The sequence below is a fragment of the Actinomadura xylanilytica genome, from assembly GCF_030283145.1.
Taxonomy (GTDB): Bacteria; Actinomycetota; Actinomycetes; order Streptosporangiales; family Streptosporangiaceae; genus Spirillospora; species Spirillospora xylanilytica.
The window spans coordinates 704490-720466 of record NZ_JASNWE010000002.1 but is presented as its reverse complement, the minus strand read 5'-3'; the positions used below and the strand labels follow the sequence as shown (position 1 = coordinate 720466).

Sequence of the window (15977 nt, the reverse complement as noted above, 5' to 3'; positions counted from 1 at the left end):
TGTGGCGACGGTGGCTGCGCCGCCCTCCGGAGAAGTCGAACGTGGCGTGGTGGCTTGGGCGCCGTCGAGTATCAACAGAGGCATCCACCGCGTGCCGGCGTTGGACGCCGTGCGCATCGAAGTCGGAGCGAGCCGAGCAAGAGCAGCGGGTCAGGGCGGCTTGGACGGCCTGGCCCCCGGAGAACAGGCGGCAGGGCGGTCGACATCGGTCGCCGTCCATCGAAGCTGAGCGGCCGTGGCGCTTGGTCGCGCCGCCTGGGGTGGCCTGGGGCGCGTGAAGGCAGCCGCTGGGCCCGACGGGGGCGTGCAGGACGGAACTGCGCGCAACCTGGAGGGTGCCCGTTGGATCGCGGCAGTGCGGCGGCTGGGCTGTCCGAACGGCGCGAAATGGTGGTGCGCCGCGCTGCTCCGATCGTGGCCGGGGCCGTGTGCGCAGTCCTGCTGGGCGGTCTGCTCGGTGGGTCGCTCGGTGTCGCGGTCGCGCTGCTGGTGTGGCGCTCGTTCGGGCATCAGGCTCGCGCCGAACAGCGGCGGCGCCGGGCACGGCTCGCGGCCGATCTGCCGATCGCCGTGGATCTCCTGGCGGCCTGCCTTCGCGGCGGCACTCCCTGGAGTGAGGCGGTCGAAGCCGTCGCGGAGGCGGTCGACGGCCCCCTTGGCGACGAGTTCAGGGGTGTGGCCGTCCAGATCAAGCTTGGCGCCGACCCGGCCGCGGCATGGCTGGCTCTCGGCGACGAGCCCCTGCTGGCGCCGCTGGCACGGACTGCGGTACGCGCCGCTTCCAGCGGCTCCGGGCTGGCGCCGTCCCTGGTCCGGCTCGCTCGAGATCAGCGGCGCACCGCTCGTACGGACGCCGCGGCGCGGGCCCGTGCCGCGGGCGTCCGGGCGCTCGTGCCGCTGGGCCTGTGCTTCCTGCCCGCCTTCGTTCTCCTTGGGCTGGTGCCGGCCATCGCAGGGATCGCCTCCTCGCTTCTCCTCCCCTGGTGAATCCGCCACTCGGAGTTATCCACAGAACGACGTTCGCCTGTTGTCCGGGTTCGACGCGCCGCAGGCTTGAAGAGCGGGCGCGGTCAAGCGCCCGGACGGAAGGGAGGCCCGGATGCGGGTGATGGCGACGGTGGTGCGGAGATGGCGCGGATCGGCCAAGGAACTGGGCATGTCGACCGCGGAGTACGCGGTCGGCACGATCGCCGCGGCGGCGTTCGCGGGAGTTCTGTTCAAGATCGTGAGCAGTCCGGAGGTGAAGGGCCTCCTCTTAGGGATCATCAAAAAGGCGCTGAGCCTGGCGGGGTGAGCGCACGGGTGCGCCGTGACGGTGGCATGGCCACGGTGGAGATCGCCGTGGCACTGCCCAGCCTGGTGCTGATCACGGCGATCGCGCTGTGGGGCGTCACGGTCGCGTCCGTCCAGCTCACCTGCACGGACGCCGCGCGCACCGGGGCGCGTGCGGCGGCTCGCGGCGAAGCCCTCACGGCCGTGCGGGAGTTGGTCGCCAAGGCGCTGCCGGATGGCGCGACGGTCGAGGTCCGGCGAGATGCGGAGACCGCGCGCGTTGAGGTCTCCGTGCCGGTCAAGGCACCCGCGCCCGCCGGCCTGTCTCCTTTGACGGTCCATGCGCGAGCCGTCGCCGCGACAGAACCGGGGGCGGCGGGCGATGGGAGGTGAGCGACGACGGAGGTCTGGAGAAGGGAGCGGAAATGAAGAGGCCGCGGCAGAGGGCAGGAAGGTGACGAGGGTGAGAGCGCGCCGGCTCAGGGGAGTGCGGTGGAGAAGGGGGCGTGCTGGACGTGAGGGGAGCGACCGAGGAGCGGGGTCGATATGGGTGCTGGCGTTCGGGGCGGTCGTCTGGTCGGCGGCCACCGCCGCGATGGCGGTGGGAGGCGTGCGAGCGGCCCGGCACCGCGCGGATGCCGCGGCGGATCTCGCCGCACTCGCCGCCGCACGGTATGCCGCCGACGGTGGAGCGGCGGCATGCAGGAAGGCGTCCGTCATCGCCACCGGGTCGGGAGGGCGCGTCTCGGCGTGCGGGGTGTGCGGCATGGTCGCCGAGGTCTCGGTGACAGTGCTGCTGGAAGCGCCGTTCGGGATCGGAGGTCTGAGGGTCGTCTCACGGGCCAGGGCTGGTCCGGCCGGGCCGGAGAGCGTACGCTGGCATCCACATGATCGTTGTACTCAACGTCAATAGAGTGTGCGGAGAGGGTCGGCTCATGGCTCGCCACCTCTTTGTCACCTATCTGTGATTTTTACTACCAGGTGGTACGTTACGCTGCCGTAAGCCCTCAGTTATCTCTCGGCACGGCGGCCGCAACGACCCCCCGAGGCCCCGGCAGGCCCGGCCGGAACGCTGTCGGCAGGTCGTCCGATGAAGGGATTGAGACCGTGACGGTGATTCGCAGGATCGGTGCGGTCATGCTCGCGGCACCTCTTGCGATGAGCGTTCCGATCCTCGGCGGTGCCCTGCCCGCGAGCGCGGCCAGCGCCGAGATCACCAGTCCCGCCGACGGCGCGGTGATCACTTCGGCCGGCCCGGTGCGGGTCACGGCGACGACCCAGTGGAACTCCTGGCGGCTGGTGGTCGTGTCGCCCGGCGGCAGCGAAGAGATCGTCGCAGGCAAGAGCGGGGTCAACAACGACGCTCTGAGCGGCAACGCGGCCATCGGCAACAACGGCCGCTATGAGGTGCGGCTTCAGAACAAGGTGTTCACCTGGGCGACCAAGAGCACCCGCACGTTCGACGCCCGGGTTCCTCCGGCCTCGCCCGGCGGGGTGACCGCGAAGGCGTCGGGCGGCAAGCTGACCGTGCGCTGGAACCGGGGGTTGGAGAACGACCTCACCGGCTACACGGTGACCGGGGGTTCCGGCCGCTCGAAGAACGGCAGCGCCGACAGCCTGTGCGCCGGGACGAACTGCTCGACCACGTTCAGCCTGCCGTCCAGCACCAGTGGCAGGATCCCCGTCCGGGTACGGGCCAAGCGGTCCAACGGCAGCGGCGGCTCGGTCTACTCGAGCATCGTCACCTCGAACGTCACGGTCGCGGGCGGCTCCACCACCGCCCCGCTCCCCGGCAGCCCACCGCCGGCCTACCCCTCGGGCAGCGTCCCGCCGAGCACCTCGACGCCGCTGACGCCGTTCAACAACGAGGCCCCGTACACCCTTCCCTCCGTTCAGCCCAACGGCGCCACTCCCGGCTTCGCCTATCCCGCGCCGCAGGTCGCGAACCAGATGACGCCCAAGGCGGAGAACATCGCGGCGACCGACCGCCTGCAATGGGGCAAGAGCGTCGGCATCGCCCTGATCCTTCTGGTCGTGGCGGCGCACCTGGGAACGTGGACCCGCAGCCTGCGGGTCTCGCAGGCCGGAGTGAGCCGTCAGGGAATGGCGGCACGGCTGGCGCACGGCGGCACCGGCCGGAGCCGGGTCCGCAAGGCACGCGAGCAGATCGCGCGAGCCGAGGCCATTGCGAAGACCAGTTCCGTCCCGGTGGAACTGAAGAAGACCACCGACTCCGCCCCGGCGCGCGCCGGGGACACCGCGGTGCTCACGCCCCCCACATCGACCACGCGGCCAGGACGTCGCCCGGCCACCCTCGGCAAGCGATCCAACGGCGTGAACGTCCGGATCGCCAAGCCCGCACCGAAGTCCAGCGCCACGCAGCCCGAGACAAAGAAGAGCGGCCGTTCGACCCACGCCCGCGGCCGAGGCCGCCGCCGCAGCAAGTAAGGCCGCGCCGGCAAGCCATGTGCGGTGGCGCCCCGTCACGCCGCTCACGGCACGCTGGCCGGGGCGCCGACGGCGGTGGAGACCGAGCACCCTGATGGCGCGAGCGTGGACCCGGCAAGTCTCCGCCCGCCCTCGGTTGCGCGCCTCCGTTGGCGGCCCCGTTCGCGTCCGCGACCCCGTCCGCGACCCCGTCCGCGCCTGCGGCCAGGGCGCGCCCATGCCCACGCCGGCTGCGGCTGCGCTCACGGCCACGCCTGCGTCAAGTACTGGCGACCGAATTGTCCAAGGTCTAGGCTCCCCTTCCAGCGAGTTCTCCCGGCAGCAATGGAGAGGAGACCCTCCGCATGATCTTCCTTGGGCTGGTGGTCGCAGCCGCCGCCATCGTGGTCGGGGCGGCCGTCGTCATGGACAACGGCGGTGCGGCCGGGCTGAGTGCGTTCGGCGACACGGTTCCCGGCGTCGACGCGCAGTGGCAGGTGTTCATGGCCGGCGCCGTCGTCGCCATCGTCTTCATGGCGGGGGTGACGGTCGCGGCCCTCGGGTTCAAGCGGTCGGTCGGCGTCCGGCGTGAGCTGCGCGATCTACGGGACGAGCGCGAGGAGTCCATCCAGACGCTGGAGCTGGAGCGGCGGCGGTTGCAGCAGGCGCTCGCCCAGGCGCGGCGCGGGGCCGGCGAGCAGCAGCCGACCGTGCCCGCACAGCGGATGGCGCCGCACTAGCTAGGGGGCGGTCGCCGGCCCTGGGGCTTCGTGGAGGAGCGCGGCCAGGAGGGCCAGGGCTCCGGACTTGTCCAGGGGGTCGTTGCCGTTGCCGCATTTGGGCGACTGGATGCAGGACGGGCAGCCGGAGGCGCATTCGCAGGAGGCGATGGCGTCGCGGGTGGCGCGGAGCCATGCGGCGGCGTCCGCGTAGCCGCGTTCGGCGAAGCCGGCGCCGCCCTCGTGGCCGTCGTACACGAAGACGGTGAGCAGGCCGGTGTCGGGGTGCAGGGCGGTGGAGACGCCGCCGATGTCGCCGCGGTCGCAGGTCGCGAAGAGGGGGAGCAGCCCGATCGAGGCGTGCTCGGCGGCGTGCGCCGCACCCGCGACGTCCATGTCGCCCAGGGCCTCCAGGCGGTCGGCGGAGAGCGTCCACCAGACGGCGCGGGTTCGGAGGGTGCGCGGGGGGAGATCGAGGGGCTTCTCGCCGATCATCTCGCCCGTCTGCAGACGGCGCATCTGGTACGCGACGACCTGCTGGGTGACCTCGACGGTGCCGAAGCAGAGGGTGGCCTCGCCCCAGGTGGCCGAGCGGAGCGGTTCGACGATGCTGATGTCGGTGACGTCGCGGGCGGTGGTCGAGTAGTCGGGGTCGGCGGGCTCGACCAGGGCGACCGGGTCGTCGAGGTCGAGGGTCTGGACGATGAACGACTCGCCCTGGTGCAGGTAGACGGCGCCCTCGTGCACGGTGCCGTGGGCGGACGACTCGTCCACGGTGCCGAGCAGCCGGCCGGTGCCGGCCTCGACGACCTGGACGGGGTCGCCGCCCGCGCCGCGGATGTCGGCGAGGTCGGTGGCCCGGTCGCGACGCGTCCAGTACCAGCCGGCGGGACGGCGCCGGAGGAGGCCGCGGCGGACGAGGTCGGGGAGCAGTTCGGCCGTCGCCGGTCCGAAGAGCTCGGCGTCGCGTTCGGTGAGCGGGAGCTCGGACGCGGCGGCGCACAGGTGCGGTCCGAGTACGTAGGGGTTGTCGGGGTCGAGCACGGTGGCCTCGACCGGTGTCCCGAAGATCGCCTCGGGATGGTGGACGAGGAAGGTGTCGAGCGGGTCGTCGCGGGCGATCAGGACGGTGAGGGCGGACTGTCCGGACCGTCCGGCGCGGCCCGCCTGCTGCCAGAGGGACGCGCGGGTGCCGGGCCAGCCGCAGACGAGGACCGCGTCGAGCCCGGAGACGTCGACGCCGAGCTCGAGGGCGTTGGTGCTGGCGAGGCCGACGAGCGAGCGGGAGCGGAGGGCGCTCTCGAGGGCGCGGCGTTCCTCGGGGAGGTAGCCCGCGCGGTAGGCGGCGACCTGCCCGGCGAGTTCGGGCGTGACCTCGTGCAGGGCGCGCTTGGCGCTGAGCGCGACGGACTCGGCGCCGCGCCTGGACCGGACGAACGCCAGGGTCTGCACGCCCTCCACCACCAGGTCGGCGAGCAGGTCGCCGGCCTCGGCGGTGGCGGTGCGCCGGACCGGGGCGCCGTGCTCGCCGCGCAGGTCGGTGAGGGGCGGTTCCCAGAGGGCGAAGGTGGCCTCCCCGCGCGGGGAGGCGTCGTCGTCGACGGCGATGACGTCCAGCCCGGTGAGGCGGGTGGCGGCGGCGGCCGGTTCGGAGGTGGTGGCGGACGCGAGGACGAACGTCGGGTCGGCGCCGTACCGCGCGCAGATCCGGCGGAGGCGGCGCAGGATCTGCGCGACGTGCGAACCGAAGACGCCCCGGTAGCCGTGCGCCTCGTCGATCACGACGTAGCGGAGCCGGCGCAGGAACGCGGACCAGCGGGCGTGGCCGGGCAGCAGCGAGCGGTGCAGCATGTCGGGGTTGGTGAGCACGTAGTTGGCGTGCTGCCGGACCCAGGTGCGCTCGTCGCGCGGGGTGTCGCCGTCGTAGGTGGCGGCGCGCACCCGGGTGAGGCGCAGGGCGCGGAGCGCGCGGAGCTGGTCGGCGGCGAGGGCCTTGGTCGGCGCGAGGTAGAGCACGGTGCCCTCGCGGGCGGCGCTCTCGTCGTAGATCGTCGAGACGGCCGGCAGCAGGTAGGCCAGCGACTTCCCGGACGCGGTGCCGGTGGCGATGATCACAGATCGTCCGGCGTGGGCGTGCTCGGCCGCGCTGACCTGGTGTTCCCACGGGGCCGGGACGCCCGCCGCGGCGAGCCGGTCGACCAGGAGCCCGGGAGACCACGCCGGCCACCGCCCGCGGCGGCCGGCCCGCGCCGGGACGCTCTCCACATGGGTGATGCGGTCGCGGCGGGCGGGGCCCGCGAGCAGCCGGTCGAGGGGGGAAGAAGATCTTTGGGCGGCCATCAGGTTTTCAGTGTGCCAGCCTGGGCAAAACAACGGGAACGCCCCGGCGCCGGTGGGCCCGTCCCCCCTGCCCTGACCGATGGATCACCAGGTCAGACGGGATGGCGCGAACTTTCGCCCGAGTGGGCGATAACGTGCGTACACGACGCCGGAGCGTGGTTGAATCACGGCGAAGTTCTCGCCTGTCCGGCCCACCGTTCCGGGGGCCCGGAGACGCGAGTCAGAGTGTGCTGCACGGCGCTGGAGGATCTGTGGACCTGAAGGTGAACGACTACACCACCGACGAGGGCCTGACGGTCATCAACGTGGAGGGTGAGATCGACGTCTACACGGCGCCGAAGCTTCGCGAGAAGCTCATCGATCTGGTCAACAAGGGGAAGTTCCACCTGCTCGTGGACATGGAGAAGGTGGAGTTCCTCGACTCGACCGGTCTCGGCGTCCTGGTGGGCGGGCTGAAGCGGGTGCGGGCGCACGACGGTTCGCTGGAGCTGGTGTGCACCCAGGAGCGGATCCTGAAGATCTTCCGGATCACCGGGCTGACCAAGGTCTTCGGCATCCACGACTCGATCGCCGAGGCCGAGGAAAAGCGCAAGGGCGCCAAGTAGGCGCCCCGGCTGAGATGGCGACCGTTGAGCTGTCCTTCAGTGCCCTGCCCGTCCATGTCCGTACCGCCCGGCTGATCGTCACCGCCGTGGCCCGCCGCAGCGGTGTGGCCGAGGCGCTGCTGGACGAGGTGCGGCTGGCGGTCGGCGAAGCCTGCTCACGGGCTGTGGAGGCGCACCGCCTGCACTGCCCGGACGAGCCGGTGCGGCTGGAGCTGAACGCCGCCGACCGCCGCTTCGAGGTGATCGTGAGTGACACCGTCCCGGGCGACGACCCGGCCGGTGGCATCCCCCCGGTGCACGCGGCGGAGGATTTCGAGTTCGCCCTGGGCGACGGCACCGCCGATCTCGGCCTGGCCGTCATCGCCGGCCTGGCCGATCACGTGGACATCGAGACCACGCCCAAGGGGGTCCAGATCCGGATGAGCTGGCCCGCGGAGGCGGAGGCGTCAGTCTGACCCGTCCCCCGACCAGATCGACAAAGGCCCCGCAGTGCGGGGCCTTCGTCATTTCACCCGCGCGGACGAGCTGCTCGACCGGTTCGAGCCGGCGGACGCGGCGAGCCGCCGCGTGTCCACCTACTCGGGCGGGATGCGGCGCCGGCTGGACCTGACCGCGAGCGCGCGCCGATGCGCGACCGTTCCTCCGTGCGGTCGACGAAGCTGGTGAGTGGCGCCCTCAGGTTCCCGTTCCCGCGCGGACGCGCCGTTGTAGCCGTGTGTTACCGGTAGATGCGTCACCGGCCGAGACGGTGGGAGTGGGGCTCGTGCGGGCGGGACGTCGAGGCAGTAGCCCCCGTCCGTCGAACGCAGTGCCGATGGGGCGGGCAGGACGCGCCGTAGGCGCGACACCAGCGACTGGAGCGCGTGCGCGGGATGGGAGGGGCCGCCGTCCGGCCACAGCGCCTGGGTGAGCGAGGCGATCGCGACGGGCCGTCCGGCGTCCAGGGCCAGCCGGATCAGGAGGGCGCAGCCGGGCGCCTCCGATGTCGACCTTCCGTCCGCCCGCCTCCACTTGCAACGGTCCGAGGACGCTCACGCGCATGGCGTCACTCTGCCATGGCCGGGGGAGGGGTGCCGGAGTGACGGATGTGACGAGAGGGACCCGAGTAAGGGCGGAGATTCCCGCCATGAGATCGTTTTCTGATCAAGTGAAGAACGCCCGGATTTGGGCCTGGACAAATTCTCAATTAATGCTTAGCTTAATTTGAGGAAGTCGGCCGGATGATCGCGGCTGGGGCGGCACGCTGCGTCGTCAAGAGGGTCGCGGGTTATATTTCTCTTCCTCTCGCTATGACCTGCATAAATGCGAACGAACAGCACTTCGAGATCAAATTTCGGAGTAAACCGCATTGCTTTTCCATGACGTCCCGATCAAGGGCTTCACGCTCTTCTCTTTCGCCGGTCGCTCTGCGTAGACTCCCGGCACCCGCGCCGCCGTGCGAGGCGTTCCAAATCGTCACTCGCGGGGTACGCGGTAAAGATCGTCTTTTATGGCGATGAAGATCGCAACGCCCTGTCGAGGAGGACGGATGTCTGGGCTTTCCCTGTCAAGCCCGGCCAGCCCGGAAGTGGATCTCGGCGGCGGCGACCTCACCCTGGTCGTCGTCGTCGGAGTGATCGCACTGCTGGCCCTGGCCGTCGCCGCGGGACTGGTTCGCGAAGTGCTGGCCGCGGGCCAGGGCACCGACAAGATGCAAGAGATCGCGCGCGCCGTTCAGGAAGGCGCGAGCGCCTACCTCAAACGGCAGTTCCGCACGGTCGCGGTCTTCGTGGTGCTGATCCCGCTCGTACTGCTGCTGCTCCCCGCCGACTCCACGAGTGAACGGATCGGGCGGTCGGTCTTCTTCGTCATCGGCGCCCTGTTCTCGGCCACCACCGGGTTCGCCGGGATGTGGCTGGCGGTGCGCGGCAACGTCCGGGTCGCGGCGGCGGCCCGCGAGGACGGCGGTGAGAAGAAGGCGATGCGCATCGCCTTCCGCACCGGCGGCGTCGCCGGGATGTTCACCGTCGGGCTCGGCCTGTTCGGCGCGGCCGTCGTCGTCCTCGCCTACAAGGGCGACGCGCCCAAGGTGCTGGAGGGCTTCGGATTCGGCGCGGCCCTGCTGGCCATGTTCATGCGAGTCGGCGGCGGCATCTTCACCAAGGCCGCCGATGTGGGCGCCGACCTGGTCGGCAAGGTCGAGCAGGGCATCCCCGAGGACGACCCGCGCAACGCCGCGACCATCGCCGACAACGTGGGCGACAACGTCGGCGACTGCGCGGGCATGGCCGCCGACCTCTTCGAGTCGTACGCGGTGATGCTGGTCGCGGCGCTGATCCTCGGCACCGCGGCGTTCGGCACCGAGGGCCTGGTGTTCCCGCTGATCGTGCCGATGATCGGCGTGATCACCGCGGTGATCGGGATCTTCGCCGTGGCGCCCCGCGACGGCGACCGTTCCGGGATGTCGGCGATCAACCGGGGCTTCTTCATCTCGGCGATCATCTCGGCGGTGCTGGTGGCGATCGCCGCGTTCGCCTACCTGCCCGCCTCGTTCGCCGAGCTGTCCGGCGTGACCGACCCGGCGATCCAGAGGCTGGACGCCGACCCGCGGTGGGTCGCGCTCGGCGCGGTGGTGATCGGCATCGTGCTCGCCAGCGCGATCCAGCTCCTCACCGGCTACTTCACCGAGACCAACCGCAAGCCGGTCAAGGAGGTCACCAACAGCTCCCGCACCGGGCCGGCGACGGTGATCCTCTCGGGCATCTCGCTCGGCCTGGAGTCGGCCGTCTACACCGCGCTGGTCATCGCCGCGGCGGTGTACGGGGCGTTCCTGCTCGGCTTCGGCAACACCACCGTCGCGCTGTTCGCGGTGGCGATGGCCGGCACCGGGCTGCTCACCACGGTCGGCGTGATCGTCTCGATGGACACCTTCGGGCCGGTCTCCGACAACGCCCAGGGCATCGCGGAGATGTCGGGCGACGTCGAGGGTGAGGGCGCCGCGGTGCTGGAGCGGCTCGACGCGGTCGGCAACACCACCAAGGCGATCACCAAGGGCATCGCCATCGCGACGGCGGTGCTCGCGGCGACCGCGCTGTTCGGCTCGTTCCGCACCACGGTGGTCGGCGCGCTCGCCGACGCGTCCGCGAGCGCCAAGGACGCGCTCGGCTCGTTCTCGACGTTCAGCCTGTCGATCGACAGCCCGAACGTGCTGATCGGGCTGATCGTGGGCGCGGCCGTGGTGTTCCTGTTCTCCGGGCTGGCGATCGCGGCGGTCGGACGGGCCGCCGGGCGCGTGGTGGTGGAGGTCCGCGAGCAGTTCCGGACCAAGCCCGGGATCATGGACTACACCGAGAAGCCCGACTACGACCGGGTGGTCGACATCTGCACCCGGGACGCGCAGCGCGAGCTGGCCACCCCCGGCCTGCTGGCGATCATGACGCCGATCGCGGTCGGCTTCGCCTTCGGATACGCCCCGCTCGGCGCGTTCCTCGGCGGCGCGATCGCGTGCGGCGTGCTGATGGCGGTGTTCCTGTCCAACTCCGGCGGGGCCTGGGACAACGCCAAGAAGCTCGTCGAGGAGGGCCATCTCGGCGGCAAGGGCAGTCCGGCGCACGAGGCCACGGTGATCGGCGACACGGTCGGCGACCCGTTCAAGGACACCGCGGGCCCGGCGATCAACCCGCTGATCAAGGTGATGAACCTGGTCGCGCTGCTGATCGCCGACGCCGTGGTGACCTACGCGGGCAACGTCGCGCTGCGGGTGGGCGTCACGGTCGTCGCGGTCGGCGTCGTGGTGGTGGCCATCGTGATCTCCAAGCGCCGCGCCGACCCGATCGGCTCCGACGCGGGTCCGTCCGAGCCCGCGGTGGGCGGCGCCGGCGACTCCGGCGTCGTCGGGTCCGGCACGTCCGGCGGCTCGGACGCGTCCGGCCGGGCGGGCGCGTCCGGCCCGGCCAGGGCCGAGGCCCGGGCCGCGGCCGGGGTCGGCGGGGCCGCGGTGCCCGAGCCGGCCAAGGGCGAGGCGGAGCCGGCCGAGGTGGGGCCGGAGCCCGGACGGGAGTCGTCGGCCACGCCCTGACCCGCGACGATCCGCCCGGAGGGGCCGGTGGCCGAGTGCCGCCGGCCCCTCCGCGCGTCCGCTGGGGGCGGGTGGTGTCGGGGTCGCGCGGCACCGGTCGTACGCTGGGGACGAGCCCGTCCGACTCGGCCGGTGCGGTGACGGCGAGGAGGCGCGGCTGTGAGCAGCGAGAAGACAGGAGTGGCCGGGGCCAAGGGGTTCGCCCTGATGCTCGGCGGCATGCTCGGGATCATGGCGGTGCTCTGGTTCCTGGCCTCCCTCGTGGCCCCCTGATCATTCCTCTAGGCTGGCGGGATGCCGACGCTCATCGTGCTCCGCCACGCCAAAGCCGCCGCCGGGCCCGGGCTCGCGGACATCGAGCGTCCGCTCACCGAACGCGGGCGCCGCGACGCCGCGGCGGCGGGCGAGTGGCTGCGTGCGGACGGCCGGACGGTGCCCGGCCTGGTGCTGTGCTCCACCGCCGTCCGGACCCGCGAGACGCTCGGCCTCTTGGCGCTGGACGCCGAGGTGAGCCATGAGCCGCGCATCTACGGCAACGACGCCGACGACCTGCTCGCCCTGATCCGCGAGACCGCCGCCCGCGAGCCCGAACCGCGGATGCTGCTGCTCATCGGGCACAATCCCTCGGTCCACCAGCTCGTCCACGATCTGACCGGGAACGCCCCGGACTCCTTCCCCACCTGCGCGCTCGCCGTGGTCGAGCTTCCCGGCGACTGGGCCGGCGTCCGGCGGGGCACCGGCGAACTCGTCACGTTCCGCACCCCCAAGGACTAGCGTCCGCGACGCTGCCCTGCCTGCCCTGCCTGCCCTGACCTTCAGGCGCGGCGGCCCGCCGCGCTGAAGCAGGAGTCGATGACGCCGGCCACGTCGCTGCGCAGCGACCGGACGGCGTAGCGGGCACCGGAGACCTGGCGCAGGGCCTGCCGCAGCGGGGTGACCTCGTCCCGGTTCACGCCCGAGGTGATCTCGGCGCGGCGCCGCTTGGTCAGCGTGGACAGGTGCGAGTCGAGGGCGGCGAGCTCCTCCTCCAGTTCCTCGACCGGGGTCGGAGCGTCGCCGGGCGGCCCGTCCTCGGCCTCCTCCAGCGCGGTGGCGGCCTCCTCGAGCTGGTCGGCGAGCCGGTCCAGGATCTCGGGGATGGGGCCGGCGTCCACCGCCTCCTCCCGGGCCATCCGGGCGACCGCGATGAGGTGGTCCCGGATCCGGTGCGCGGCGCCCACGGCGGCGTCGAGGCGGGCACTCAGCTCGATGTCGGGCACCCGGTCGAGGGCGAGCCTGGTCCGGGTCTCGGCGACGGTCTCCGCGCTCCGCTCGGCCGCCACCACCTTGTCGTGCGGCAGCACGTCCAGGTCGCCGCCGACCACGGTGGCCGTCGACCGGACCAGGTCGGCGTGCACGCTGGCGAGCCGGGCGAGCTCGGCGGGGAGCCGCTCGATGTGGCCGGCGGGCCACAGCAGCCTCACCGCGAGGAACGCCAGGAACGTCCCGGCGAGGGTGAGCACGATGCGCTCGCCGGCGGTCGTCCAGTCGGCGGGGGTGGAGAAGTCCAGCAGCATCATCGCGAGCGGCGTCCCGAACAGCGCCCAGTAGCTGAAGTTCACCGAGCGCATCGTGAAGCCGCCGAGGGCGAAGCAGAACACGATCAGCGAGGTGGTCGCCGGGCTCGCCGCCACCGTCAGCACCACCGCGGCGACCGCCGATCCGGCCGCCGTCCCGCCGGCCCGCTGGACGAGCCGCTCGACGGTCTCGCCGTAGGTGCCGCGCAGGCTCAGCATCGCGGTGATCGTCATCCAGTGGCCGTGCGGCAGCTTGAGCGCGGCGGCGAGCGCCATCGACACCAGGGCGGTGAGGAACACCCGCGAGACCTGCCGGAACGCCGGCGACCTGGTGCGGATCGCGCGGCCCACCCGCTCCCACACCGAGACCGGGTGCGGGGTGCCGGGCAGCCGCGGCGGGCCGATCCCGATGCGCAGCCCGCCCGCGATGATCCGGCGTGCGGAGCCCGCCTCGCCGGCGATCCGGTCGATCGAGCGGCGGATCTGGCCCATCAGCGTCGCCGCGACCAGGTCCTCGTCGCCGGCCAGCCCGGCGCGCCGGATCTGCTCGGTCTGCCGGGCCATCCGGCGGACGGCGGCGGACTCGTCGGCGGCCACCGGCGCCGGGCCCTGCGTGGCGACCGCGCCCGACAGCAGCCGCAGCCGGGCGGCGAGCGCGGAGATCGCGATGTGCGCCTCCAGCTCCCATTCGCGCTCCGGCGGCCGGCTGCGCGCCGCCTCCAGCAGCGCCCGGAGCGTCACGGTCTCGTGCAGGATGCGGGCCAGCGCCTCGATGAACCGCTCCGGACGGGTCGGGTCGTCCCGCCGCCCCGACCGGTAGAGGCCGTACGTGGTGCGGGCGGCGGTGAGCGCCTCGGAGGCGGCGCGGCGCCGCTCGTCCCAGTCCGGCTTGCGGGTCACCTCCGCCAGGCCGGGATCGTCCAGCTCAACGGCGTCCAGGGGGTCGCCGTCCGGGGCGCCCACGTCCTCCGCCACGGCGTCGAGGGCCTCCGCGACGGCGTCGGCGGTCTCGCTCAGCGCGGAGCGCAGCGGCCGGAGCCGCCGCGCGGGCCACGGCGCCAGCAGCAGCGCGGTGGTGAGCAGGCCGCCGACCAGCTCCAGCACGCCGGTGTAGACGACGTCGGCCGTCGGGGGACGGATCGCGGTCATCAGGACGGACATGCCCGCCGTCGACCCGATGTCGGGGAGCGCGACGCCGAGCGCGATCAGCGGCGGGACGACCGCCACCGCCAACCACGCGTGGCCGCTGAGCACGCTGCCGACGGTCGCGCCCAGGGCGACCATCAGGACGGCGCCCGCCAGGTCGCGCGCCCGCGCGCCGTACGGCCCTTCGGGCGCGCGCAACGCCACCAGGTACGCGCCGAGCGCGACCATCGACCCTTCGGGCGCGTATCCGGTCAGCGCCCCGGCCAGCAGCGGGACGGCCATGGCGAGCGCGGCGGTCAGCCCATAGAAGGGCGCCGCCCGCCCGTTGATCTGGGCGTACGCCTCGCGCGCACGCTGAAGCACCGCTCCCGTGCCTTCCGTTCCGCTGGGCCGGCACCGCTCCGCCGCCCGCGCCGCGGAACACCGTTCGGCCCCCTCGGCTCACCATGTACCCGAGATCGGGCGACATGATCGCTGCCGGACGCCACCGCGTGAGCGACCGCTCACGCGCGGACGCGGCCGGACGGGAGGGTCAGGACCCGGAGTGCTCGTCGGCGGCGTCGGCCGCCTCGACCTCGTCGCGGGAGATGCCGAGCAGGAACAGGATCGTGTCGAGGTAGGGCACGTTGACCGCGGTGTCGGCGGCCTGCCGGACGACCGGCTTGGCGTTGTAGGCGATGCCGAGTCCGGCGGCCTGGAGCATGTCGAGGTCGTTGGCGCCGTCGCCGATCGCGACCGTCTGGCTGATCGGGACCCCGGCCTCGCGGGCGAACCGCTCCAGCGCGGTGGCCTTGCCGGCCCGGTCGATCACCGGCCCGATGAGCCGCCCGGTGAGCTTGCCGTGCTCGATCTCCAGGGTGTTGGCGGCCGAGTAGTCGATCCCGAGATCGTCCACCAGTGCGTCGGTGACCTGGGTGAACCCGCCGCTGACGATCGCGAACTCGTAGTCGAGTCGCTTGAGCGTGCGCACCATCGTGCGGGCGCCCGCGGCGAGCTGCACCGCGCGCCGCACGTCGTCGATCGCGCCGGCGTCGAGCCCGGCCAGCAGCGCGACCCGCTCGCGCAGGGAGCCCTCGAAGTCGAGCTCGCCGCGCATCGCCGACTCGGTGACCTTGGCGACCTCGTCGAGGCAGCCGGCGTGCTCGGCGAGCAGCTCGATCACCTCGCCCTGGATCAGGGTGGAGTCGACGTCCATCACGATGAGCCGCTTGGCGCGGCGGTGCAGCCCGCCGTGCTGGACGGCGACGTCGACCTGCTGCTCGGCGGCCTCGACCGCGAGGGCGGCGCGCAGCCCCTCGGGGTCGGCGCCGGACACGTGCATCTCGATGCAGGTGACGGGGTACTGGGCGAGCCGCTCGATGCGGTCGATGTTGGCGCCGTTGGCGGCGATCCGGCCCGCGATGCCGGCCATGGCGGCGGGCTTTAGGGGCGCGCCGAGCACGGTGACGTGCAGCCGGCCGCGCCGGCGCGGCATCGACCTGCTGCGCCCGGTCGACAGCTCGATCTCCATGTCGAGATCGGTGGCGACCCGTTCGGCGGCGTTCCACACGCGGCCGATGTCGGCGCCGCCCGCGTAGGAGACCAGCACGCCGAGCACGAGCCGGCCGCGGATCACGACCTGCTCGACGTCGGCGACGGTGATCGGGAAGTCGGCGAGTGTGCCGAACAGCCGCGATGTCACGCCGGGGCGGTCGCGGCCGGTGAGGGTGATGAGCAGCGTGCGCTGATCTGAGCCGTCCATTCTGGTGACCACGTTACCGGGCCGCGACCAGTGGACGGATGTGATGTCCACCATGCGGACGCCTGGACCGTCGACCTGGGGCGCTGCGGCGCCAGGAGCGTTCACCGCCGGTCA

The 15977-nt window shown here is 72.6% G+C and carries 13 protein-coding genes and 1 pseudogene; 11 read left to right on the top strand and 3 right to left on the bottom strand.

Translation table 11 applies throughout. The annotated features are described in order from the left end of the window. Window positions 1-342: 342 nt before the first annotated feature. From QP090_RS14360 to QP090_RS14340, 6 genes are all read left to right on the top strand, one after another. On the top strand, window positions 343-987 hold the full coding sequence (locus QP090_RS14360; RefSeq protein WP_285939350.1) for a type II secretion system F family protein: 645 nt from the start codon (window positions 343-345) through the stop codon (window positions 985-987). Window positions 988-1099: 112 nt separating this feature from the next. Then, entirely contained in the window at window positions 1100-1294 is a 195-nt protein-coding gene (locus tag QP090_RS14355; protein ID WP_285939349.1) for a DUF4244 domain-containing protein, read from the top strand. Beyond that, window positions 1291-1665: a TadE family type IV pilus minor pilin gene (locus QP090_RS14350; protein ID WP_285939348.1), complete on the top strand. Its 375-nt coding sequence runs from the start codon at window positions 1291-1293 to the stop codon at window positions 1663-1665. The genes QP090_RS14355 and QP090_RS14350 overlap by 4 nt, the downstream gene beginning before the upstream one ends. Then, window positions 1613-2185, top strand: a complete 573-nt coding sequence (locus tag QP090_RS37650) for an Rv3654c family TadE-like protein (RefSeq protein WP_432763036.1) — start codon at window positions 1613-1615, stop codon at window positions 2183-2185. The genes QP090_RS14350 and QP090_RS37650 overlap by 53 nt, the downstream gene beginning before the upstream one ends. Before the next feature lie 245 nt (window positions 2186-2430). Beyond that, complete coding sequence (locus QP090_RS14345; RefSeq protein WP_285939346.1) at window positions 2431-3720, top strand: hypothetical protein; 1290 nt, start codon at window positions 2431-2433, stop codon at window positions 3718-3720. Between the two features lie 344 nt (window positions 3721-4064). Further along, a complete protein-coding gene (locus tag QP090_RS14340) occupies window positions 4065-4439 on the top strand; it encodes a hypothetical protein (RefSeq protein WP_285939345.1) in 375 nt (124 codons plus the stop codon). Here the strand turns inward: QP090_RS14340 and QP090_RS14335 are convergent, their stop codons facing one another. Further along, complete coding sequence (locus QP090_RS14335) at window positions 4440-6758, bottom strand: DEAD/DEAH box helicase (protein WP_285939344.1); 2319 nt, start codon at window positions 6756-6758, stop codon at window positions 4440-4442. Window positions 6759-7009: 251 nt separating this feature from the next. Here QP090_RS14335 and QP090_RS14330 point away from each other — a divergent pair, with 251 nt between their 5' ends. The 5 genes and pseudogenes from QP090_RS14330 to QP090_RS14310 all read left to right on the top strand — a co-directional run bounded on the left by QP090_RS14330 (window position 7010) and on the right by QP090_RS14310 (window position 12194). Next, window positions 7010-7363, top strand: a complete 354-nt coding sequence (locus QP090_RS14330; protein ID WP_285939343.1) for an STAS domain-containing protein — start codon at window positions 7010-7012, stop codon at window positions 7361-7363. A gap of 14 nt (window positions 7364-7377) precedes the next feature. Further along, window positions 7378-7818 carry an ATP-binding protein gene (locus QP090_RS14325; protein WP_285939342.1) on the top strand — a complete coding sequence of 147 codons (441 nt, stop codon included), beginning with the start codon at window positions 7378-7380 and terminating at the stop codon, window positions 7816-7818. A 58-nt stretch (window positions 7819-7876) separates the two neighbouring features. Next, a pseudogene (locus tag QP090_RS14320) lies at window positions 7877-7981 on the top strand (daunorubicin/doxorubicin resistance ABC transporter ATP-binding protein DrrA); the annotation flags it as partial. A gap of 910 nt (window positions 7982-8891) precedes the next feature. After that, a complete protein-coding gene (locus tag QP090_RS14315) occupies window positions 8892-11420 on the top strand; it encodes a sodium-translocating pyrophosphatase (RefSeq protein ID WP_285939341.1) in 2529 nt (842 codons plus the stop codon). A 294-nt stretch (window positions 11421-11714) separates the two neighbouring features. Beyond that, window positions 11715-12194 (top strand): SixA phosphatase family protein, encoded by a 480-nt coding sequence (locus QP090_RS14310; RefSeq protein ID WP_285939340.1) that lies wholly within the window; start codon window positions 11715-11717, stop codon window positions 12192-12194. A gap of 41 nt (window positions 12195-12235) precedes the next feature. On the opposite strand, the gene QP090_RS14305 is transcribed toward QP090_RS14310, so the two are convergent. Together QP090_RS14305 and serB are read right to left on the bottom strand one after the other, a co-directional pair. Beyond that, window positions 12236-14485: an FUSC family protein gene (locus tag QP090_RS14305; protein WP_285939339.1), complete on the bottom strand. Its 2250-nt coding sequence runs from the start codon at window positions 14483-14485 to the stop codon at window positions 12236-12238. Between the two features lie 169 nt (window positions 14486-14654). After that, entirely contained in the window at window positions 14655-15863 is a 1209-nt protein-coding gene (serB, locus tag QP090_RS14300) for a phosphoserine phosphatase SerB (RefSeq protein ID WP_285939338.1), read from the bottom strand. Window positions 15864-15977: the final 114 nt, after the last annotated feature.